General features: G+C 44.6%; 20 protein-coding genes. 7 read left to right on the top strand and 13 right to left on the bottom strand.

Annotation, left to right across the window (positions count from 1 at the left end; all coding sequences use genetic code 11):
• Nucleotides 1-2: 2 nt before the first annotated feature.
• The 6 genes from CZ360_RS07110 to CZ360_RS07090 all read right to left on the bottom strand — a co-directional run bounded on the left by CZ360_RS07110 (nt 3) and on the right by CZ360_RS07090 (nt 4988).
• On the bottom strand, nt 3-347 hold the full coding sequence (locus CZ360_RS07110; RefSeq protein ID WP_077533472.1) for a hypothetical protein: 345 nt from the start codon (nt 345-347) through the stop codon (nt 3-5).
• Nucleotides 348-392: 45 nt separating this feature from the next.
• Nucleotides 393-563, bottom strand: a complete 171-nt coding sequence (locus CZ360_RS14040) for a hypothetical protein (RefSeq protein WP_159438161.1) — start codon at nt 561-563, stop codon at nt 393-395.
• Nucleotides 564-1048: 485 nt separating this feature from the next.
• Nucleotides 1049-1669 (bottom strand): recombinase family protein, encoded by a 621-nt coding sequence (locus tag CZ360_RS07105; protein WP_077533471.1) that lies wholly within the window; start codon nt 1667-1669, stop codon nt 1049-1051.
• Nucleotides 1670-1879: 210 nt separating this feature from the next.
• Complete coding sequence (locus tag CZ360_RS07100; protein ID WP_143530177.1) at nt 1880-2203, bottom strand: hypothetical protein; 324 nt, start codon at nt 2201-2203, stop codon at nt 1880-1882.
• Nucleotides 2204-2517: 314 nt separating this feature from the next.
• On the bottom strand, nt 2518-3741 hold the full coding sequence (locus tag CZ360_RS07095; RefSeq protein WP_077533469.1) for a DEAD/DEAH box helicase family protein: 1224 nt from the start codon (nt 3739-3741) through the stop codon (nt 2518-2520).
• A 260-nt stretch (nt 3742-4001) separates the two neighbouring features.
• Nucleotides 4002-4988 (bottom strand): hypothetical protein, encoded by a 987-nt coding sequence (locus CZ360_RS07090; protein ID WP_159438159.1) that lies wholly within the window; start codon nt 4986-4988, stop codon nt 4002-4004.
• 98 nt (nt 4989-5086) lie between these two features.
• Here CZ360_RS07090 and CZ360_RS07085 point away from each other — a divergent pair, with 98 nt between their 5' ends.
• Together CZ360_RS07085 and CZ360_RS07080 are read left to right on the top strand one after the other, a co-directional pair.
• The gene (locus tag CZ360_RS07085; protein WP_077533467.1) at nt 5087-5338 is read left to right on the top strand and encodes a helix-turn-helix domain-containing protein; all 252 of its coding nucleotides are present in this window, start codon (nt 5087-5089) and stop codon (nt 5336-5338) included.
• Nucleotides 5339-5573: 235 nt separating this feature from the next.
• Nucleotides 5574-5912: a hypothetical protein gene (locus tag CZ360_RS07080; RefSeq protein ID WP_077533466.1), complete on the top strand. Its 339-nt coding sequence runs from the start codon at nt 5574-5576 to the stop codon at nt 5910-5912.
• Between the two features lie 56 nt (nt 5913-5968).
• On the opposite strand, the gene CZ360_RS07075 is transcribed toward CZ360_RS07080, so the two are convergent.
• From CZ360_RS07075 to CZ360_RS07055, 5 genes are all read right to left on the bottom strand, one after another.
• Nucleotides 5969-7156 carry a tyrosine-type recombinase/integrase gene (locus CZ360_RS07075; protein WP_077533465.1) on the bottom strand — a complete coding sequence of 396 codons (1188 nt, stop codon included), beginning with the start codon at nt 7154-7156 and terminating at the stop codon, nt 5969-5971.
• Between the two features lie 356 nt (nt 7157-7512).
• Nucleotides 7513-9324: a Na/Pi cotransporter family protein gene (locus CZ360_RS07070; protein WP_077533464.1), complete on the bottom strand. Its 1812-nt coding sequence runs from the start codon at nt 9322-9324 to the stop codon at nt 7513-7515.
• A 251-nt stretch (nt 9325-9575) separates the two neighbouring features.
• Nucleotides 9576-10349: a flavin reductase gene (locus CZ360_RS07065; protein ID WP_229408012.1), complete on the bottom strand. Its 774-nt coding sequence runs from the start codon at nt 10347-10349 to the stop codon at nt 9576-9578.
• Nucleotides 10350-10408: 59 nt separating this feature from the next.
• On the bottom strand, nt 10409-11524 hold the full coding sequence (locus CZ360_RS07060) for an FkbM family methyltransferase (protein ID WP_077533463.1): 1116 nt from the start codon (nt 11522-11524) through the stop codon (nt 10409-10411).
• A 36-nt stretch (nt 11525-11560) separates the two neighbouring features.
• On the bottom strand, nt 11561-13468 hold the full coding sequence (locus tag CZ360_RS07055) for an ABC-F family ATP-binding cassette domain-containing protein (protein WP_077533462.1): 1908 nt from the start codon (nt 13466-13468) through the stop codon (nt 11561-11563).
• Nucleotides 13469-13580: 112 nt separating this feature from the next.
• On the opposite strand from CZ360_RS07055, the gene CZ360_RS07050 reads away from it, so the two are divergent.
• Complete coding sequence (locus tag CZ360_RS07050) at nt 13581-14300, top strand: ABC transporter ATP-binding protein (RefSeq protein ID WP_077533461.1); 720 nt, start codon at nt 13581-13583, stop codon at nt 14298-14300.
• Between the two features lie 228 nt (nt 14301-14528).
• On the opposite strand, the gene hemW is transcribed toward CZ360_RS07050, so the two are convergent.
• Together hemW and rsmA are read right to left on the bottom strand one after the other, a co-directional pair.
• Nucleotides 14529-15638 (bottom strand): radical SAM family heme chaperone HemW, encoded by a 1110-nt coding sequence (gene hemW / locus CZ360_RS07045; RefSeq protein ID WP_229408011.1) that lies wholly within the window; start codon nt 15636-15638, stop codon nt 14529-14531.
• Nucleotides 15631-16500: a 16S rRNA (adenine(1518)-N(6)/adenine(1519)-N(6))-dimethyltransferase RsmA gene (gene rsmA, locus CZ360_RS07040; protein ID WP_077533460.1), complete on the bottom strand. Its 870-nt coding sequence runs from the start codon at nt 16498-16500 to the stop codon at nt 15631-15633. Before rsmA ends, hemW begins: the two co-directional genes overlap by 8 nt.
• 197 nt (nt 16501-16697) lie before the next feature.
• Here rsmA and CZ360_RS07035 point away from each other — a divergent pair, with 197 nt between their 5' ends.
• From CZ360_RS07035 to CZ360_RS07020, 4 genes are all read left to right on the top strand, one after another.
• Complete coding sequence (locus tag CZ360_RS07035) at nt 16698-17186, top strand: deoxycytidylate deaminase (RefSeq protein WP_077533459.1); 489 nt, start codon at nt 16698-16700, stop codon at nt 17184-17186.
• 192 nt (nt 17187-17378) lie between these two features.
• On the top strand, nt 17379-19592 hold the full coding sequence (gene pflB / locus CZ360_RS07030; protein ID WP_077533458.1) for a formate C-acetyltransferase: 2214 nt from the start codon (nt 17379-17381) through the stop codon (nt 19590-19592).
• Between the two features lie 101 nt (nt 19593-19693).
• Nucleotides 19694-20428: a pyruvate formate-lyase-activating protein gene (gene pflA / locus CZ360_RS07025; protein WP_077533457.1), complete on the top strand. Its 735-nt coding sequence runs from the start codon at nt 19694-19696 to the stop codon at nt 20426-20428.
• A 165-nt stretch (nt 20429-20593) separates the two neighbouring features.
• Complete coding sequence (locus CZ360_RS07020; protein WP_077533456.1) at nt 20594-21949, top strand: MATE family efflux transporter; 1356 nt, start codon at nt 20594-20596, stop codon at nt 21947-21949.
• Nucleotides 21950-21973: the final 24 nt, after the last annotated feature.

The raw sequence follows: 21973 nt of genomic DNA, 5'->3' as shown, positions 1-21973 counted from the left end.
TCCTATCCCTGCACGGCCAGCAGAGTCGTTAGTGTGTCACGTATTTTATCCAACTCCAGCGGGTGGCCTGTGATCAGCTTGGCAATATCCGCCGGTATTTCGTTGCGCCCCGCAGCGGCAAGATCGTAAAATTTGCGTTTCCGTTCCTTGTCTGCGCCGGTAACCCTGTCCAGCACATCCAGCATCCGATTCTGCAAATCAATCGGAGGAGGGGACGCGGTCAGAAGGTTATAAAAATATGGCTTTTTAATTCCGACGGCATTATAAAATTCTTCTTGCGACATTCCGGCCTGCCGGATCTCTGCCACCAAGAACTCACCAAAATCCGTCTTGGTTCTTCGTTTCACGCCTTTCCACCTCCTATAAGTATGTTCGTTTACATACTAACACACTTATGGTGAAAAATCAAGGGATTTCAAGAAAAGCCTTGATTTTTCTTGATTTTCTGTCACCGAAATCAAGCTGCGCCTAACTTTTATCCATTCAATCCCTGTCACCGCAAACCTTTTGATGCTATCTTCCTTGCGCCAATTTTGCCCCTGAAACAACAAAAAATCGGTCAAGACCGAGCACCGCTGCGCCGATCTCAACCGATTTTCACATTATTTTGCCTGTTTCTACCCCGAAAATGGGGCTATAAAAAGAATTTGACTCATAAGCCTTGTAGACTTATGAGTCAAACATCATGGTGCCGCTGACCGGACTTGAACCGGTACGATATTGCTATCGAGGGATTTTCTTGCTACTCTATGTTACCATAGCCATCTTAAAAGATGTTGTAGTCTGGACTTTATCTTCACCTTAGATAAATCCGTAGGTGTGCGCCGTCAAGTCTCTACACGTTCTTAAAAGGGAAGCCCTTTTAAGCTTCGCTCGGTATTGTCCTATAAGGAGTTCCACCGAATTTGACGCAATTCACACAAAGAGTTTCCCCTTTGGTGCTCAAATTACTAAGTCCCTTGCGTCTGCCTGTTCCGCCACAGCGGCAAGATACAAGATATAGTATAGCATACCATTTGCAAATTGTCAATCCCGAACATGAAAAAGACTATTTTTCCTTTGATTGTTCATATTTTGCCGCTAATTTATAAAAGGTGTTGCGTTTTAATCCTGTACGCTCCATTGCTTCCTTTGCCGTAATTGCCTTTTGATTATGCCATAAGTTATAGACTTGTCTCCAATTAACAGGGTATTCCGCTTTTGGTCTGCCTATATGTTTACCCCTTGCCTTTGCATACGCAATACCTTGTGCTTGCCTTTCCTTTATGTTTTCTCGCTCTTTTTGTGCTACATAGGAAAGTATTTGTAAAACCAAATCCGATACAAAGCGGGTATCTATATTGTCTCCGTTTACCCTTGTATCAAGCAATGGCATATCAAGCACTTTAATATCTGCGCCTAATTCATTTACGATATACCGCCATTGTTCTTGTACTTCGGTATAGTTGCGTCCTAATCGGTCAATAGATAGAACAACTACCAAATCTCCATTTCTGATTGAATTTAAAAGGCGTTGGTATTCCGGTCTTTCAAAATTCTTTCCGCTTTGTTTATCAATGTATATATCTCGTTCCGCTATACCAAATTCTTTTAGTGCGGCGATTTGTCTTCCCTCGTTCTGGTCTTTGCTTGAAACTCTTATATATCCGTGTACCCTTGTTTCTGTCATTTCAATTACCCCTTTCTTTATTACTAATTATATCAGAAGTGTTTGTAAAAGTCAATAGTATTTAAAAACATATTTGAAAATTATTTCGATAGTTTAGGGACACGTTTTGTTTGCCGTTTTGTCCTATTTTAGTATATCTTTAAAGGTACACCTTTAGAAACACTTAAACAAGAAGAAAAACGATAGCATAAAGCTACCGTTTTTCGTTGTCTATTTCCATTTGATATTGATACCGTGTTTTTTAAACATTCTGCCTATTTCTTTTTCAAATACATTTTTTATCATCTTTTCAGTTTGCTTTGCCACTGTACTATGAAAGTCATAGTTAATGTTCAATCGTCCGGTTTCAAAGTCCCTTAATGTTTGCGCTATGGCTTCTTCAACCATTTGCCTAATGGTTTGCATTAGGGTTGTGTTGACATATTGATTGACTACTTGTTTTGCAATATCAATCATTTCTTGCCGGTGTTCTTCTGCGTGTACGCTTTCATTGCGCATACGGACTACGGCATTTGTGAAATCTTCTCTATCCATGTTTTTCACCTCCTGTTTTGTTCCGCTAAAAGCGGGAACATATTTTATTATTTCTACCATTTATAAGTGGAATGGCAAATAACGCCTTATATCGAAAACAACCGTATAAAAGTTGAATAGCGGGAGCGGGTACGGAGAGGGGAAAGGTTTCGGGATAGTGGGAAATTTGGTTTATTTTTTTGGAATATACCACGCACATTGTCAGACTGAAATGTTTTTTACTTTTCCAAAATTTGAAGTTCTTATAGATATACAACCCAAATTTTGGAATTGTTTTTTATTTTTCCAAAATTTAGAGTGTATTATATAGGGTATTATAAAGTGGAGTAGTCTTCTGTGATAACACGATACCATCTACCGTTATCTTTGTCTCTTACTACTCGATAATGATTCTCTGGCAAGCGCCGTTCTATGGTAGTCCACCCAACTACTTCCCCTTTTTCGTTCTTCACATTTAACTTTAAAGCCAGTTCTTTTTTTTCTTCTTCAAAAAAAGGTCTATCTAAATACTCGTCCGGTATGGTTATTTCGGTATCATAGTCCAGTACATATAACTTCTTTAAATTATCCCGATACCGTCCACGTACTTGTATGCGTGTGTCTTCTGCTCTCGTGTGAACAAACATATAGTCAATTTGTCCTCGAATATTGATTCCTGTTTCGCTACTGGCGTTAATGAGAAGCACATCAATATCGGGTGGTAGTTCTTCTTTTTCTATGATATAGTGGCGGATATTGTACTGTTCATCTGTCATTTCGTGATCCTTACTCTGTGTACTCCAAATAGCACTACACCGACTAATACCCTTTGCTTTTAACTTATTCCATAGTTCCTTTATTCTGGTAACGCTCTGAACATAAACAATTACTTTATCCCCTGCTCGAATGGTATCAACAATAGAACTGATACCATTGTATTTAATGGTTTCAGTAGTTTCATACTGGCGCACATCTGGGGCAACTGGAATATAATGGACTTTACCACGAAAAAAATATTTTTCAGTAATAGCCGGTGTTGCAGATAACCCAATTACTTTGACGTTAGAGTGGTCGACTAACTCCCGCAATCTTTTAATTGCTTCCAAAGTGTATCGCCTGTCAGTGATATTTTTATTTTTATATGAAGCCATGCGGATTCCCTGATGGATTTCATCACAAACAATAGTTTCAAATCCATAGCCAAAATTTGGTATTCTATTTACTAAACTTCCAAATTTGGCGTAGGTAATTACAACGATTTTATTTTCATCATAAAGGTCATATTCTCCAATAACATTTTGCGGTTGCTTACCCTGTTTTATAAACTGTTCCCATTCATAACTATATTTTGCGGTACTTGGTTTCTTTAAAATTTGGTCTCGCCCATTTGTTGTATCAATTACATAAAGATATTTGCTGTTTCTGCTTGCCATTCTTGTAAGGCTTCCCAATGCAAAGGTTGTTTTGCCACTTCCGCAAGGTGCTTTTATTACATTGAGTACCCCGCTTTTAATATTGCTGATATCTACCGCTTCCGAAAGCCACTTTGTACTCTTCATGAAATTTTCAATCCTTTCTAAATTTTAATTGTTGTTAAAAATAGAAAGAAGCAGTACAAAATGCACTGCTTCTCGAAACAACTATTAGTTGTTTCTCTCTTAACTTTCTATATATATTATAGCATTATTTTACAATAAATTCAAATTTTGATTGTGCAATATACACAACAAAGAGCGGGTGATATATGCGAAAACAGGGTACAAGCGGGCAAAAGGAAAAAGAAAAAAGCCTCCCATAAGGGAGGCAAGTCAATATTGATTTAACCATTAAGTTTTTCAGCAATGGTAGAAACACTACCTGTTTTAACAATATCTTTTGCATTTGCGGTGATTGTATATTTTCCGCCCCAACTAAGCGTTACTTCTGCATTTGCTTCAACCGCTTCTTTATAAATGCCGTATTCTACCGAGAATAGTCCTGCAATCTCTGCACTATCGTCGCTACCTGCTTTAAGAGCATTTTCGGTTGAATAATATCCATCATCATAGCCATCAAAGAATTTTGACATTCTGCGGTCAATATCATTTATTTTAAATATAGTATTATAAGACTTATTGCCAATTTTTAATTCAAGTGCTAATTCTCCATTGTCTGCTTTATTAGGTAAATATAAATCTGCTCCATCTTTGTTAGAAGCGTTAAGAGTAGCAAAAACAAATAAATCTATCTCATCATCTTCTTTTAAGTTTTCTTCTAACAGTTGTGGATTTTTCTTTAAAAATTCATCGGCTGTTAGATTATATCGTGAGGGGTCTAATGCACCCGTTTCACTATAATACAAACCATCTAAAACAAAATCATAATTATCTGGCTCTATTAGATAGGCATTATTAAAAACAATAGTACTGTCATCAATAGAAGAAACTACACCTACAACCTCATAGGTATTAGATTTTGATAAATTTATTAAATCTCCTTTATCAACTAAATTTACGATAGAGTGATAGCCATAGTCTATAAAAGTAGGAGTTCTAAAATTATCTTTCTCTATTTCTGATGCATAAGCGGCAAATCTATATGTATTTCCTACATACTTTTGCTCTGCTCTAAGTGCATTTTCGTCAGCGTCAGCATAAATATTTGAAAGTTCAATTTGTTCTGCTTTTTCAAGCAATTCTTCATAAGATAATGCCCCACCTGTTTGTTTTGTTTCTGTTGTGCTCGTATTTTCTGCTGGTGCTGATGAACAACCTGCAATGCCTATTACCATTACCAAAGCCAAAAAACAAGATAATACTTTTTTCATTTTTCTATTCCTCATTTCTTTAATAATGAACATTGAGGCTAATACACCTCAATGTTCATTATACTTCCTTGTAAAATAGAAGTCAAGGGGGTGGGGTAATGAATCCTAAAGTAATCGGTAATGTTATCAAAAGTTTTCGAGAAGAGCGGAGACTTTCACAAGAAGTATTAAGCGGGCTTGCTAACATAGATAGAAGCCACCTAAGTAAGATTGAATTAGGGGTGAGAAGCCCCACGGTAAACGCCCTATATAAAATTGCAGACGCATTGAATATAAAAGCAAGCAATATCCTTGTTGCGGCTGAAAAGGAAGAAAGTAAAAACATACAAGTTACTGATAATGATTTGTAAGCGGGAAGTATATCCCGCTTTTCTTTTTAAAAAAATAGCGCATGAGAAAATCGAAAAATAAATATACCTTTACAAACACTTTTGTTAGATAAACCCGCATAAATACTGCATAAATTCAGAGTGTGTGTTTGCGAATCCACGTCTAAATAAAGAGGTTTACAAATAGATTTATCTATGCTATTATATAGACACAGGGAAAATAAACACCAAATAAAACGAAAAGGAGTAGGTAAAAATGTCACATGAAGAAATCAGAAAGATTGCAAGCGGTAATGGAAACAAGAGCGGAGAAACGATAAATGCAGACGAAAAACTAAACAGCAAAGAGGAAAAGCAAGTCGAAAAGGTGCTTGATATAAGCAATGATTTCATCTATAATTTTTGCAAAACCGCAAGCAAAGAAGATAGGGAATGGGTAAAACAAAATATTGCGCAATGCATTTTAGAACATGGAGAGGATAAGTACTTCCCTAAATTCCGGTCTGAATTTGCAAAAAAATTCTATCCCGAGTTAGTAGCCAAGAAAAAGAAAAAACTGTCTTTGTTGGATAGAATCCAAATGCTTGATGAATAATGAAAGCGCAAAAGGAAGCGGCAAGAAATTGATTCTTGCCGCTTCCTTTTTGTCTATTAACGTGTGCCACGCCGCTTAAGCTTTGTTCTGCCGGAGCGGGGCTGTACTTTATTTAGCAAAGCATGGTCTTCCGCTTTAGGTTTTATATCCGTTGCATAAAGATTTGCATAACGTGTTACCATCTTTAAAGACTTTTGTCCCAACATCTTTTGCAAAGTCGCAATATCTCCACCGTCCAGAATCCAGTTTTTTGCAAACGTATGCCGGAAAAGATGAATGGAAGTTTTCCCCACACCTCTTGACCTATTATAACTTGCTATAACTTTAGAGGCGGCGTCTCGTGTAAGTTTTTGTCCGTATGGATTGCAAAACAAGTATTCATCATAGAGCGGTACGCCTCTATCGTCTGACCGCCATTCTCTGATATATTCTTCTAATTTAGGAATAATGCTTTTTACAAGGGAAATGCGAATAGGGCTGCGATTTTTTACTACATTTACATTTGCATACCCTTCTTCTAAATCGATATCACTTACCTTTAACGATATAGCAGAAGTAACACGCATACCAGTTGCAAGAAAAAGACACACCATTACCCAACTTCTATACTTTGAGAAATCGTCAATATCCGGTTTAACTATCAACCGTGCAATTTCGTCTTGTGTATATGTGTTTTTTATGGGTGGTTCAACATCTTTGATGTTGATTTTACGCCGCTCAATCCAACCATTTTCCATTGCAAAGTAATTGATAGCACGAAATCCACGAAATTCTTTTAATATGGTTTGCTCACTTAGTTTCCTAACATCTTTTAGATAATTCCGATACCAATAGTCAATTTCGTCCGATTCTAAAAAAAGTAAAGTAAGATTTTTTGCGAAGCGAATTACGTCACCATTATACTGTTCCAATACTTTTTGAAAGTCTTCCTCTTCTTCCGTTGCGTGAATCGCTAAAAACTCGTATAATGTTTTAAAACAAGAGCGGTAATATTTTAAGGTTTCATCTGTATTATTCTTTGCTTCCTGTTCCGACATGAAAAGGCTTTCCAACTTCCAAAGCGGAGTAGTCATTTTATCTACCATCAATTTCTTTGTCCGCTTTAGCTTTACATTAGGAGCGGCTATAGACGCTCTTTCAAGCGCTTCTTGCCATGCCTTTTCCTCTGCCTGTTCTTTTTCTATCTCTTGCGGTGCTACTTCAATATCTATATTTGCGAAAAAATTTCCTTGTTCTTTTCCCATTATATTACCCCCTTTTATATTTCATAGTATAGCACAACCACACAGGATTATCAAGAGAAATCCCGATTTTTACTATACAGGACTTATTGTTTTGAAATATACAGGATTGCAAAAAAATAAAGTCGGTGAAATGCGTAAACCCGCATAAACACTGACTTTTTTGCAATTCATATTCTTTCAACTTTTTAAGTGATACCCACAGGATTTTAAGTCCCTTGCGTCTGCCTGTTCCGCCACACCAGCAATTCAGCTTTTAAGAAATCGAATGCTTTTATATTTTACAATATTCTGATCCTTTTGTCAAGGGATTTCTAATTCTAAATATAAAAGAAGGCCGGAAAAATTCCGGCCTTCTTTTATGCTTTTCCTTTTGTTAGAATCGGATCAAAATAACGCTTTTTGTATTCTTCCATGTAGTAGGTATAGTCATTAAAGTCGCCTTCGTGCATCCGTTTGATGTATTCATGTCGGTTAATCATTTCACTGCCTTGTTGATAGCCAATCAAATAAACCGCAATATTGGAGCAGTGGTCAGAAATACGTTCCAGATTCGTTAATACATCCAGGAAAACCAATCCGCCGTCAATAGTGCATTTTCCTTTTTTCAGGCGTTCAATATGCTTGGTTTTCAGCGCATCCTGAATCATATCAATTGTCTCTTCCAACGGCTCAATATGGATTGCCATTGCCAGATCATTATTGCGATAGCTAGTAAGCGCCATATTGACAATCTCCTGCACTGCGGCATGGAGCGTTTTCAGCTCTTCCATCGCCTTGTTAGAGACCTTTGCCTCCTTCTCGGTCAGAGCTTCTGCACATTCTACGATATTAATGGTATAATCGCCAATCCGCTCAAACTCAGAAATCATTCTCAGGGTATTGGTCATTGTCCGGTTTTCCGCTTCGGTTAGCTCACGGTCAGCTAATTTTAGGATATAGTTATTCAGATGGTCCTCCATCTTATCAATAGAATCCTCCATCGAATAGATCTTGTCCGCCTTTTTTACATCATATTTGGTCAACAGGTTAATGGACTTGCGGAAATTTGTCTGTGCATATTCCCCCATGGTTACCACGACTTCCTTACACTGGTCCAATGCCAGCGATGGAGAAACAAGAAAACGGTCATCCAGCATACCAAGCTCAGCAGCGATATCCTTTTCGTCCTCGTCAAGCGCCTTGCCCCGGATAGTAAGGATTGCGAGCTTTTCAAGCAATCTTGTAAACGGCAGGAACAATATTGTCACAACCACATTAAACAGGGTGTGTACGTTCGCAATGCCTCCCATTCCGATTGCCTCACTCCAGAAAGAGAACGGCCAGAATGCATTAATCGTATACACGGCTACCAAGAATACAATCGTACCGATGATATTAAAATACAGATGTACCATTGCCGCACGCTTTGCATTCTTTGACGTCCCGATGCTGGAAAGCAGCGAGGTAACACAGGTACCAATATTCTGTCCCATAATAATCGGAAACGCAGCCGAATAGGTGACCGCTCCGGTTGAGGCAACCGCCTGCAAAATACCGACAGAAGCTGAAGAGCTTTGGATAATTGCAGTCACCAGCGCTCCCACTAAAACGCCAAGCAGCGGATTATTGCCCAATGTCTGGAACATATCATGGAACATCGGGGAATCACTGAGCGGTTTGACAGCGTCGGTCATAATAAACATGCCCTGGAACAGTACGCCAAAGCCGATCAAAATTTCTGCTACGATTTTTGTTTTTTTCCTCTTGGTTGCCATCATCATGACAACTCCGACGATCGCAATCAAGGGTGCCCAGAAATTTGGTTTAATCATCTGGATCAGGGTGCTGGCGCTCCCGCTGGCATCGAGCTCAGCCAAACGAAGAATCTGGCCGGTCACAGTGGTGCCGATATTTGCGCCCATAATAATGCCAATTGCAGATCGCAGCTTTAAAATTCCAGCATTAACGAGTCCAACTACAATTACGGTTGTAGCGGAAGAACTTTGGATTGCGGCAGTAACTACCGCGCCCAGCAGAACGCCTTTAAAGACATTGCTGGTCAGCTTTTCCAGGATTCGTTCCAGCCGGCCTCCCGAAAATTTTTCTAAACCGGCTGAAAGCATATGCATCCCAAACAGGAACAGGGCCAGACCTCCGGCCATAGTGACTATCTGAAAAAATACGTCCATATTGTTCCTCCATCCTAACTTAACAAAGGGTTAAAATTGCACAATTCAAGTCAGTATATATTATATCATTGACAAAAGAAAGCTGTAAAGGTCAGTTATGAAAAATCTATGTAAAATTTTTCGGGTAGTTTTGGTAAAATCGATTCTGACTGGTATTCTTTCCTTTTTTAAGCGGGATATCACAAAGTAAGCTGCAAAAAGACAAAGCCTGCCACAGAATTTTCCATGACAGGCCAATAGCTACACACATATTATTCTGAACGGAAATGACTTGCGTCCACGCCGCAGACCGGACAGACATAATTTTCCGGCAGGGCCTCCCCTTCGTACACATATCCGCAGATATCACAGACATACCGGGACGGCTTTCCTTCTTCTGCAGCCGGTTCCTCCCGATGAAAATGGCTCGCATCTACACCGCAAACCGGGCATACATAATCTTCCGGCAGGGTTTCACCCTCATACACATATCCGCATACATCGCAGATGTACCTTGCCGCAGTCTTTGCACCTGTATCAGCCTGATAGGTAGGCGCATTTTTTGGTGCTTTTCCCTTAATCACCTTATGATAATAACTATAGGTCATCGGCGTTTTAGCAGTGCCCTCCAAAAGATCGGTGAGCCGCCCATAGAAGACAACATGGGTTTCCATGTCCGTCATATCCAGAACATCTAATACCAGAGTCGCACAGACATTCTCTTCGAGGACAGGCAGTCCGTCCTCCCTGACAGAATAGCGAAAGCCCTCAAACTTATTCCGATCCCGGCCGCTGAAAAAGCCAAAGGCGGAAATTACAGCCGGATCAGTCTGCTCCGACAAAATGGAGAGGACAAATCTCTTTTCTTTTTTGATCAAATCATAAGTATAGTTGTCCTTATTCATGCTGATTGCAAAAATTGGGTTCTCGCTGGTGATCTGCATGCAAGTGTTAATAATGCAGCCATTGGCATGATCTCCATCCTTGGCGGCCACCACATACAAGCCATAAGAAACATGGTATAAAAGCGTCAAATCCATTGCCATATCAAACATCTCCTTTTCTCGGAACCTTTTTCTTAATTATACGCTTTTGGTATTATTTGTCAAGTGAATTCCGGAGCGGAAAAATAAAAATTTGTCTCCCACGCCGGAATATATGGGTGATGCCGCAGATAAACCCGATATTCTGGATAGATCGAATGAACCAGCAGCGGCAGTCTGAAAAGGTCACTGTTCCGATGATATGCGGACACCATCAGCCTTGGATGAAAATTTTGGATCGTGTTCCGGCATCCCATCAGGCTTTTTTCCTCCGCGCCCTCAACATCCAGCTTAATCACACTGGCAGGCTTTCCGCCCAGCAGCTCGTCAACGCTGTAAACCCGGACAGGCGTTCCCGTTTCTCCCTGAAAGGACGAATTCCTTCCAGCCCGGGCATCAAATAAAAGCGTCCCTTTCCGGTCATAGCTTCCCGCATTTATCGCTGTAATATTCGTTAATCCCAGCGCTTCAATCCGTTTTTTCAGTTTTAGAAAGGTTTTCCGATCCGGCTCCATCGCTAAAATACTGCTGCATCTGCCTCCGGCAGCCTTTAAAAATCCCTCAACTGTGTCACCGGTATATGCCCCAAGATCAATATAATCGTCTGTTTCACGCGGCCGGATGATCGAGTTATATACCTCGCTGACCGGCGAGGTGATCTCTTTTAGGTAAGAAAGCTTTCCGCTGATTTTGAAATCCAGCACATTGAGAAAGGTTTTCCGCGAGAGCTCATCACTCAGCAGGGCGTAAACCTGGTCCAGCTCATTTTCATGGGTCCGAATATACTCCAGGTCAAAAATACTGCCCGGCTCCTCACACCAGGAGGAAAGCGGCGCGTCAGGGATCACCGGCACATCCGGCGCAGCCATCCCATAATTCTCACTGAGCTGGTAAAGATAGCTTAACAAAGGCTCGCGAAAAGTGCCGAATGCAAGGACAATAAAAAAATCTCCGAGCAGCTCCTTCGTCTGAGAGAAGGTTCTTACCGGGTAGCCCTCAAAGGAGTGCCCGCGGACAAATTCATCGCTTGCGAAAATTCCGGCAAGCGGAATCCCAAATTTTTTGAATGCCGCCATGATTTTCAGCGCCCCGTCACCCATTCCATAAAGTACAATCGGCTTATCCATCCCTTTCAGGCGTTCCCAGACACTGGTATTTTCCTGTAACCGTTCCAGCATTGGCTGTTATCACTCCTTTTGGAAGGCGGGGTTTACTCAATCCTCCTGCAGGCCCAGCCACTCTTCCATATAATGATCCGCTTCTCCCTTGATCTCTTCCAGACGTGCGCATTTTTCAGCCAGCAGCGTATAATCCGCGGCGAGCTGCGGATCTGCGATTTCCTGTTCAAGCTGCTGTGTCTCCCTGTCGCAAGCCTCCATCAGCTTTTCAAGCTGGACAATCCGGCTGCGGCGCTTTGCTTCCAGTGCGCGCTGCTGCTTTGAGCGGTAATAACCCTGCCCGCCTGACTTTTTCTGAGTCGTCTCCTGCTTTTCCGCCGCCTGTGCTGAGGATAATCTCGTTTTCTCCAGGTAATAATCAAAGCCGCCGTCATAAATCTGAATTCCGTCTTCTGTCATATCCATAATTTTAGTTGGAATGGTATTGAGGAAATACCGGTCATGGGAAACAAAAATAAGCGTGCCCTCAAATTCCCGCAGTGCCTTTTCCAAAGCTTCCTTACTGGCAAGGTCCAGGTGGTTGGTCGGCTCGTCAAAGAGCAGGGTATTGCTGTGCTCGCTCACCATGATGGCAAAGCTGAGTCTCGCCCGTTCGCCGCCGCTGATGACGTTGATTTTCTTATAGACATTTTCGCCAGTGATCAGCATCTGTCCCAAAACAGACCGCACCTTGAACTCCGGCAGGTTTGGAAACCGCTCCCAAAGCTCTTCCAGCACAGTATTCTCAAAATTCAGGTTCTGGTTTTCCTGCTCGTAGAACGAGGTAGTGACGCCCTTGCCCCAGGTAATATCCCCGGAGCTTTCCGGATTTAAACCTAGAAGAGTCTTGAGCATCGTCGATTTTCCAATTCCGTTGCGCCCGATCAGTGCAATTTTCTCCCCGCGCTTCACTTCAAGGCTGACAGGCCCGCAAAGCTTTTTCTGCTCCCTGCCAACCCGGAGCACGACATCATCCGCAAAGAGGACGTCTCTCCCGGAGGCGCGGTCAAAGGTAAAAGAAAATTTCGGCGTTTTCTCGTATTCCTGCGGTGCTTCCAGAATTTCCATATTCGCAATCTGATGGAGCCTGCTTTTCGCGCTGTTGGAGGTTGAGGCGCGCACAATATTCTTTTCTGCGTATTCCATCATGGAAGCGATCTTGTTCTGCTGCTGCTCGTATTCCTTTTTCTCCCTTGCAATCCGTTCCGCCTTAAGCTGCTTGTATTTGGTATAGTTCCCGTTATAGGTATATACCCTTTGCTGCGCGACCTCCCAGACCTTCTGCACCATTTTATCCAGAAAATACCGGTCATGGGACACGACCAGCAAGGCTCCCTTATATTCGCTGAGATAATCCTCCAGCCACAGCAATGTCCTAAAGTCCAAATGGTTTGTCGGCTCGTCCAAAATCAAAAGATCCGGCTCCTCCAAAAGGAGCTGCGCCAGCGCGAGCCGGGTTTTCTCACCGCCGGAAAGGGTGGCGATATTGGTACTGTAGGATTTATCCGCAAAGCCCATCCCGGTCAAAACCATTTTAATTTTGACGTCAATATGATACCCGTCTTTTGCTTCAAAATAGGCGGAGAGTTTTCCGTATTCTTCCGTCAGCTCCGCATATTCTTCCGAATCATGGCCGCATAATGCGATCCGCCGTTCCAATTCGCGCAGCTTTTCCTCGGTTTCTTTTAAAGGCGCAAAAACCTTCAGCATCTCCCCATAGATGCTGCCGTCCCGATCCAGTCCGGTGTTCTGTCTGAGATAACCGATCTGAACGCCCTTTTCGATAAAAATGTCTCCCTGGTCAAAATCAGTATGTTCGGCAATCAGGTTTAACAGGGTTGTTTTCCCGGCGCCGTTCACGCCGATCAAGCCGATTCGGTCCTTCTGTTCAATTGTTAAATTAATATGATCTAAGATTACACGTTCTCCAAAACTTTTGGTGACGTCCTTTAAAGTCAAAACCATTTTCTTTCTCCTATGCGGGGCATATTCTTCCTTTTTTCTTCCATTTTTTATTTTATAAGAAAAGTTGATTTTTTACAAGTTTCTGAGCAAAATAACTTTGATTTGATTTGAAATGGGAGTTGTTATTTTGAAAGAGCTGATATCTCTGTCGAACATTGTCAAACGGTACCGCTCCGGTGAAAGCGAAATTCGTGCGCTGGACGGAATCAGCCTTTCGATTGGGCAGGGGGAATTTGTCGCAGTAACCGGGATGTCCGGCTCCGGCAAATCCACCCTGATGAACCTGCTCGGCTGCCTGGATTTGCCGGCCGAAGGAACATACCTGCTTGACGGGATCGACGTCACCACCCTGACCGACCGCCAGCTTTCCGAAATCAGAAACGAAAAAATCGGGTTTGTATTTCAGGGCTTTAACCTCATTCCCAGCCTGAACGCACTGGAAAACGTGGAGCTCCCCCTTACCTATCGCGGCCTTGCCAAGCGAAAACGCAGGGAGCTGGCAGAAAAGGCGCTCTGCTCTGTAGGACTGGAAACCAGGATGACCCATAAGCCCAGCCAAATGTCCGGCGGACAGCAGCAACGCGTCGCCATTGCAAGGGCGATTGCAGCAAATCCAGAAATTGTCCTTGCGGATGAGCCTACCGGGAATCTTGATTCAGCCTCCGGGCAGGAAATCCTTTCTATCCTTACCTCCCTCAACCAGGAGGGAAAGACCATCATTCTAATCACCCATGACCCGGCCATCGCCTCAAAAACCAACCGGAAAATCAAGATCAAAAACGGCAGGGTCAGCGCTGACAGGATGCAAAAGTACGAGTCGCTTCCCTCCTAAAAATCACGAAAAAAAGGGAGCAGGAAAACCTGCTCCAGAAAAGAATTTATATGAAAAAACTTTAAAAAAATTATTAGCTTAATTTAATAATACACCCGATAAAACGCGGTGTCAACACGCTCAAATCACTTTCTATCTTTTGTGTAAAAAACAGGGTTTCTCACTTTCCAAACTATACAATTTAGATATGATTTGTGTGTAAATTGTGAAGAAAAAATGAGCGATTTTTCATTTGTTTTCCAATGCTTCCAGCAGGGAAAAAATCACGGTATTGGAGACTAGAAACCCCTTTGGGGTGAAGGACAAACAGCGTCCCCTTTTTTCCATCAGACCCGCTCTGCAGTAACGTTCGGCAAGGGCGCTCATTCTCTTTGTGTCCAACTCAAACTGTTTTCCAAAAGCTTCTATATCAACGCCTTGTATTAATCTCAGGCGGAGCATCAGGCAGTCCTCCCATTTCCTGGCAGAAACTTCTTCCGTCTCCGGGAAACGCCCCTGTGTTCTGATATATTCCTCCAAATCCCGTTTGTAATAAAACCGTTTCCCCCGATAGAAGGAATGCGCTGCCGGGCCGAAGCCAAGATAGTCTCCGCCGATCCAGTATTTGAGATTATGGCGGCATTCTCTTCCCGGTTGTGCAAAATTGGAGATTTCATACTGCGCAAATCCCATTTTTTCCAATTCCCGACAGGCGGTCAGGTAAAGATCACAGGTCAAATCCTCATCCGGGAGCTTGGAAATGATCCCCGAACCGGCAAACGGAGTACCTTCCTCGATTTTCAGCAGATAGGCGGAAACATGCTGGATTTCCAGCGAGTCGATCAGTTCCAGGCTCTCCTGAAGCGAGCTGATGGTCTGGCAGGGAACCGCCAGCATCAGGTCTACTGAAAGATTATCAAAACCCGTCTCCTTGGCCTGTTTCACTGCCTGTACCACCTGTCCTGTCGTGTGGCGACGTCCCAAAAGCCTTTGCTCCTGTTCATTGGCCGACTGCATCCCAAAGGAAAGACGGTTCACACCCGCGCGCTTCCATTCTCTTAGTTTTTCCCGCGTCACAGTGCAGGGGTTGGCTTCCATGGTAATTTCGCCCTGCAGTGAAAAACAGTCCCGCGCCTGCTTAATCACAGCCGCAATATATTCCGGGTGCAGGATTGAAGGCGTTCCCCCGCCAAAATAGAGAGTGTCTGCTTCTATACCCCGGTACTGCTCCAGGTTTTTACATACCGCCCGGATATATGTTCGCTGCTTCTCTGCTCCGGCCGGCAGTGAATAGAAATCGCAGTAGGGACATTTCGCCTCGCAAAAAGGGATATGGATATAAATTCCCGTCTTATTCATGGCCCTTTTCCTCAAAAAGGCGGTTGGCCAACAAAATCCATTCCTCAAACTTCATCTCTTCCGCACGGACAGTGGATTTGATCCCCAGCTCCTGCAGAACCTCGCCAATCCTCTGCTTTGACAGCCCCAGAATAGAGGAAACAGGATTTGCCAGTGTTTTTCTTCGCTGGGAAAACGCCGCTTTCACTACCCGGAACAGAAACCTCTCATCCCTTACATCCAAATCCGTCCGCTCCCTGACCTCTAATCGGATGACAGCAGAATCTACATTAGGTGCCGGCATGAAGCTGCCGCGTGAAACAGCAAAAAGCTGCTTTGGCTCGCTGTAGTACCGCACGGCAAAGGTAACCGCACCGCAGTCCCTTGTCCCAACCTGCGCGCACAGGCGCTGGGCTGCTTCCTTCTGTACCATAACGGTGACGGAACGGATCGGCAGCCTTTGCTCCAGCAGCGCCATAATGACCGGCGAGGTAATATAATAGGGCAGATTGGCGCAGACGCAGACGTCCATTCCCTCCAATCTCTCCCGGATCAGCCGGTTTAAATCCACCTTCAGCACATCGGCATGGATGATTTCTACATTATCGTATTCTGCCAGCGTCTCATCCAGGATGGGAAGCAGACGCTCGTCAATCTCAATGGCGACTACCTTTTTCGCCCGCTTCGCCAGCTCATTGGTCAGCACGCCAACTCCGGTGCCGATTTCGATTGCGCCGTACTCGCTGTCCCGAACGCCATCCTCCGCAATCCTCGGACAAACGGACGGGTTGATTAAAAAGTTCTGCCCCAGGGCTTTGGAAAACCGAAAATTATGCCGTTCCATTACTTCCCGTACTACAGAAATATTACAAAGCTGCTCCATTTATTTTCTCCATTGTTTTCATTATTTTTCCTGCCGGTATTCCACCGCTGCAGGCAGTAAGCTCATGTTTAAGCTTATTGTACCATAGAACCTTTCGGAAATCAAAACCGGGTCATTTCTTCCATCGGTTTCGGTTGAATTTTAAAGTCGAATCCTGTATAATAAAAGCATACCATAACAAGAAAGCTGGTGGAAAAATGAAACGTCAGGACAAAATCAATTATTACCTCGATATTGCACAGACCGTTGCAGAGCGATGCACCTGCCTGCGCCGAAGCTTTGGGGCAATTATTGTAAAAAACGACAGCATCATCTCCACCGGGTATGTCGGCGCGCCAAGAGGCCGGAAAAATTGTTCCGATCTGGGGTATTGTATGCGGAAAAGCCTGGAAATTCCTCATGGCGAACGGTATGAGCTCTGCCGCTCTGTCCATGCGGAAGCAAATGCAATTATTGCCGCAGGCAGAGAGCAAATGATCGGTTCCACCCTCTATCTGGTCGGGTTGGACCCTGTCAGCAAAAAGCTAGTGCCGGGAACCAATTCCTGCGCAATGTGCAAACGGTTGATTATTAACGCGGGAATTACTACTGTAATTATCCGTGATACCGCCGAGGAGTTCCGGGTGGTCAATGTGAACAACTGGATTGAGGAGGATGATTCCCTAACCGGGGAATCGGGTTATTAGCCTAACCTCGCTTTATCATGTGACTGTGCTAAATTGATTGGCCGGTCACATATTTTTCTGCCTTTTCGGAATGCTAAATTAAGAAGGCGTTTTTATTGACAAATTCCTATTGTTATGATAAGATATAAATGCGGACAAAAAAAGTCTATTTTATTCCGTTTCACACTTCTGAAAGATTAAGGAGGCTCATCGATGAAATTCAAAGAAGGCGTATGGAATGATGAAATCAATACCCGTGATTTTATTGTCAAAAACTATACTCCGTATGACGGGGATGAAAGCTTTTTGGCTGGTCCGACAGAGAGAACCCGCAAGCTCTGGGGGGAAGTTTGCGGCCTGATGCAGAAGGAGAGAGAGAATAACGGTGTATTGGATATCTCAACAGACACCATCTCTACCATCTCTGCTCACGATGCCGGATATATCGATAAGGATCTGGAAACCATTGTGGGATTGCAGACCGATGCGCCTTTAAAGCGCGCAGTCATGCCATTCGGCGGCTACCGGATGGTGAAAAACTCCCTGGAAGCCTATGGCTTTGAGGAAGACGCAAAAGTAAAGGAAATTTTTAAATACCGCAAAACACATAATGACGGTGTATTTGACGCATATACAGATGAGATGAAGCTCGCCCGCCACACCGGGATTATCACCGGCCTGCCGGATGCTTACGGCCGTGGACGGATCATCGGCGACTACCGCCGGGTTCCGCTTTACGGGGTGGACTACCTCATCGAACAGAAAAAAACCGCCAAAAAAGAGCTGATCCTTGATATTATGGACAGCCCTACTATCCGTCTGAGAGAGGAAATCTCTGAGCAAATCCGTGCGCTGGAAGAATTAAAGGCCATGGCCGCAAAATACGGGTATGACATTTCCCGCCCGGCAGAGGATACCAAGGAGGCCATCCAGTGGCTGTATTTCGCTTATCTCGGCGCTGTGAAGGAACAAAACGGCGCCGCAATGAGCTTGGGCCGTACTTCTACCTTCCTTGACATCTATGCAGAGCGCGATCTGAAGGAAGGCCGATATACTGAAGAACAAATTCAGGAATTTGTAGACCACTTTATTATGAAGCTGAGGATGGTGCGCTTCCTGAGAACCCCGGCCTATGACGAGCTGTTCTCCGGCGACCCAACCTGGGTTACCGAATCGATTGGCGGGATGTGCATCGACGGGCGCCATATGGTAACTAAAATGAGCTACCGTTATCTGCACACCCTCACAAATCTCGGCCCGGCCCCGGAGCCAAACATGACCATTCTTTGGAACACCCGGCTGCCGGAGCATTTCAAGCAGTACTGTGCAAGGGTTTCCATCGAAACCTCTGCTGTTCAGTATGAGTCGGACAACATCATGCTGGAACGCTTTGGGGACGACTATGGAATCGCCTGCTGCGTTTCCCCGATGCGGATCGGAAAACAGATGCAGTTTTTCGGCGCGCGCTGCAACCTCGCCAAGGCATTGCTTTACGCGATCAACGGCGGGAAGGACGAGCGTTACGGAACGCAGGTCGGCCCATATATCGCGCCGCTGAAGAGCGATTACCTTGACTATGCGGAGGTGGTCGGCCGTTTCGACTATATCTGCGAATGGCTCTCCAAGCTCTATATCAATACTCTCAATATTATCCACTACATGCACGACAAATACTGCTATGAAAAGCTTCAAATGGCGCTGCATGACGAAAAGGTTTACCGTACCTCTGCCGGCGGCATCGCCGGGCTCTCGGTTGTCGTGGATTCCCTGTCCGCGATTAAATACGCGAAGGTAAAGGCGATCCGAAACGAAGAGGGATTAATTACTGACTTTGAAATTGAAGGCGATTATCCGAAGTTCGGGAACAACGATCCGAGAGTAGACCAGATCGCTGTGGATGTGGTGCAGGGATTCATGAAAAAGCTGTCCCGTCACACCACCTATCGGGACAGCGTTCCGACCATGTCGATCCTGACCATTACTTCCAATGTAGTTTACGGAAAGAAAACCGGAAACACACCGGACGGCAGGCAGGCAGGAGAACCGTTTGCACCCGGCGCAAACCCAATGCACGGACGGGATACTCACGGCTGCGTCGCCTCTCTGAAATCCGTCGCCAAGCTGCCGTTTGAGTACGCGCAGGACGGGATTTCAAATACCTTCTCCATTGTCCCGGGCGCGCTGGGCAAAACCCAGGACGAGCAAAGGGATAATCTTGTTTCCCTGATGGACGGATATTTTGAGGATGACGGGTTCCATTTGAACGTCAACGTGTTAAAGCGGGAGGTTCTTTTGGATGCAATGGATCATCCAGAGCTGTATCCGCAGCTTACCATCCGCGTATCGGGCTATGCGGTCAATTTTATCAAGCTGACCCGGGAGCAGCAGCTTGATGTAATCAGCCGCACATTCCATGAAAAATTCTAGCATCTGACCTGTCCGGGACAAGCTAAACGCTTGTCCCGGTCGTTATCAGCGGCGGTTTTTGCAAGGCAGAAGCAGCCTGTAGTTCAAAGAAAGGTGATTCTATGTTACATGAAGATATAAAAGGTTACATCCATTCCACCGACAGCTTTGGCGCGGTGGACGGCCCGGGAATCCGGTTTGTCGTCTTTTTGCAGGGATGTCCGCTGCGCTGCCTGTACTGTCACAATCCGGATTCCTGGAAATTCGGAGAGGGAACCCAGAGAACAGCCGGGGATCTGATGGAGGAAATCCTCGGATACCGCAGTTTCCTCAAGCGGGGCGGCGTCACCCTTTCGGGCGGCGAACCGTTTGCGCAGATGGATTTTACCAAGGCGCTGCTCTCCCTTTGCAGGAAGAACGGCTTCCACACTGCGGTAGACACCTCCGGCGCTGTGGCGCTGTCCCTGTCCAGAGAGGGGATCGATCTGACTGATCTGCTCCTGCTCGATCTGAAGGCATACGACCCGGAGGAATGCAGGAAACTGACCGGGCAGGATAATCATCATGCGCTGGAAACCCTCGACTACTGCGAAAAGACAAAAAAACCGGTTTGGCTGCGGCATGTCTGTCTGCCCGGCTACACCCTTTATGACGAAAAGCTTACACGAATGGCGGAATTTCTAAAGCACTATTCCTGCATCGAGCGGATTGAACTCATTCCGTTCCATCAAATGGGAAGCTATAAATGGGATTACCTCGGGGAAAGCTATCAGCTTGCAGAGACAGAGCCGCCTTCTGCCCAGGAAATGGAACGCGCAAAACAAATTTTTCTATCACGCGGCCTGCCTGCGGTTTAGCCGTTGACAGAATTTTTCCGCTTTGCTATAATAACAGTAAATTAAAGGCTGTGTGAAGAAACGGTTTGATTCACCAAGCCGGATAAGACTGATTGGAATCTTCCAACCTCTTATCCGGCTTTTATGGTTCATAAAGGCAATGATAAAAAAGAAGGTTGGAATTTCATGAGACAGAATGATTTGACGCAGGGCAGAATCCTTTCCTCCCTGTTTTGGTTTGCCCTTCCCTTTTTACTGGCTAACTTCATTCAGGCGCTGTATGGTGCTGTTGATACGGCTGTAGTAGGGTGGTTTTCAAACGCGGCGGGTATTTCTGCCGTATCCGTCGGTTCCCAGCTCATGACTATTATTCAGTCCTTTATTATTGGACTGACCACCGGAGGGACAGTTCTGATTGGACAGTACAGCGGCGCACAGCGCAGAGAGGACATCCGTCAAACGGTCAGTACCATGATGGTGCTGTTTGCCATCTTTTCCTTAGCTCTGACGATATTGATGCTGATTGCGGGAAACGGGCTTCTGAGCCTGCTGCAGACGCCAAAGGAAGCCCAGCAGATGGCAAATGAATACGTTATGCTCTGCTCCTTTGGTATCCCGTTTTTGGTGATGTACAATGCGGTCAGCTCTGTGCTGCGCGGAATCGGCGATTCCAAGCATCCGCTGCTCTTTGTTGCCGTAGGATGCATCACCAATATTATATTGGATTTTATCGTTGTCGGCGGTTTGCGGATGGGGCCGGCCGGAGCTGCCCTTGCCACTATGCTGTCACAGGGTGTAAGCGCTATTATGGCGCTTTTCTATCTGGTGAAGCGAACTCAGCTTGCCGAGTTTACCCTTAAGTCGCTTCGGATCAGCAGGGAAAAAATAGGGCTGATCTTCAAAATTGGATTTCCTATCTCTTTGCAGGACACTGTTGTCAGCGTATCATTCCTGATTATCGCCGCCATTATCAACAGCATGGGGCTAATCGCTTCCGCTGCTGTAGGAATTGCGAACAAATTTGATGGCTTCGCCATGCTTCCGGCCTCCTCCTTCAGTGGGGCAATCGCAACCTTTGCCGCCCAGAATATGGGAGCCGGAAAACCGCACCGCGCTAAAAAGGGACTGGAACTCTCTATTCTTTCCGCCCTGATCCCGGCAGTTCTGTTCTTTCTCTGGGCACAGATTTCACCCGAAAGCATCTTTGGCATCTTTCATGCTGAGCCGGATGTCACAGCAGCAGGCGTTTTCTATCTGCGCAGCTTCAGTATCGATTTTCTGCTGGTCTCCTTTGTCTTTACAATGAATGGTTTTTTAAACGGATGCGGCAAAACCGCTTTTACAATGGCAAATGGGATTGCAGCTACTCTCCTGTTCCGCATCCCCATCTCCTATTTTGTGAGCCGCCTCGGCGGAGACTTATTTGCCGTTGGTTTTGCGGCTCCTCTGGCAAGCCTCTTTTCTATCATCTGTGCGCTTATCTACTTAAAATCCGGAAAGTGGAGGCAATTCTCCCTCTCGGAACATATTGAAGAAAAATAAACAAAAGCTCCTCCCGATATCGGG

Origin of the sequence: Massiliimalia massiliensis, from assembly GCF_900155615.1 — a bacterium.
Classification (GTDB): Bacteria; Bacillota; Clostridia; order Oscillospirales; family Ruminococcaceae; genus Massiliimalia; species Massiliimalia massiliensis.
Note: the sequence above shows the minus strand (reverse complement) of the source record. Positions and strands in the feature narration are given on the sequence as shown.

Coding starts and splice junctions, on each gene's coding strand:
- CZ360_RS07105 (WP_077533471.1), bottom strand. CDS start 1,669: ATGACAGAAACAAGGGTACACGGATATATAAGAGTTTCAAGCAAAGAC.
- CZ360_RS07100 (WP_143530177.1), bottom strand. CDS start 2,203: ATGGATAGAGAAGATTTCACAAATGCCGTAGTCCGTATGCGCAATGAA.
- CZ360_RS07095 (WP_077533469.1), bottom strand. CDS start 3,741: ATGAAGAGTACAAAGTGGCTTTCGGAAGCGGTAGATATCAGCAATATT.
- CZ360_RS07090 (WP_159438159.1), bottom strand. CDS start 4,988: ATGAAAAAAGTATTATCTTGTTTTTTGGCTTTGGTAATGGTAATAGGC.
- CZ360_RS07085 (WP_077533467.1), top strand. CDS start 5,087: ATGAATCCTAAAGTAATCGGTAATGTTATCAAAAGTTTTCGAGAAGAG.
- CZ360_RS07080 (WP_077533466.1), top strand. CDS start 5,574: ATGTCACATGAAGAAATCAGAAAGATTGCAAGCGGTAATGGAAACAAG.
- CZ360_RS07075 (WP_077533465.1), bottom strand. CDS start 7,156: ATGGGAAAAGAACAAGGAAATTTTTTCGCAAATATAGATATTGAAGTA.
- CZ360_RS07070 (WP_077533464.1), bottom strand. CDS start 9,324: ATGGACGTATTTTTTCAGATAGTCACTATGGCCGGAGGTCTGGCCCTG.
- CZ360_RS07065 (WP_229408012.1), bottom strand. CDS start 10,349: ATGGCAATGGATTTGACGCTTTTATACCATGTTTCTTATGGCTTGTAT.
- CZ360_RS07060 (WP_077533463.1), bottom strand. CDS start 11,524: ATGCTGGAACGGTTACAGGAAAATACCAGTGTCTGGGAACGCCTGAAA.
- CZ360_RS07055 (WP_077533462.1), bottom strand. CDS start 13,468: ATGGTTTTGACTTTAAAGGACGTCACCAAAAGTTTTGGAGAACGTGTA.
- CZ360_RS07050 (WP_077533461.1), top strand. CDS start 13,581: ATGGGAGTTGTTATTTTGAAAGAGCTGATATCTCTGTCGAACATTGTC.
- hemW (WP_229408011.1), bottom strand. CDS start 15,638: ATGAATAAGACGGGAATTTATATCCATATCCCTTTTTGCGAGGCGAAA.
- rsmA (WP_077533460.1), bottom strand. CDS start 16,500: ATGGAGCAGCTTTGTAATATTTCTGTAGTACGGGAAGTAATGGAACGG.
- CZ360_RS07035 (WP_077533459.1), top strand. CDS start 16,698: ATGAAACGTCAGGACAAAATCAATTATTACCTCGATATTGCACAGACC.
- pflB (WP_077533458.1), top strand. CDS start 17,379: ATGAAATTCAAAGAAGGCGTATGGAATGATGAAATCAATACCCGTGAT.
- pflA (WP_077533457.1), top strand. CDS start 19,694: ATGTTACATGAAGATATAAAAGGTTACATCCATTCCACCGACAGCTTT.
- CZ360_RS07020 (WP_077533456.1), top strand. CDS start 20,594: ATGAGACAGAATGATTTGACGCAGGGCAGAATCCTTTCCTCCCTGTTT.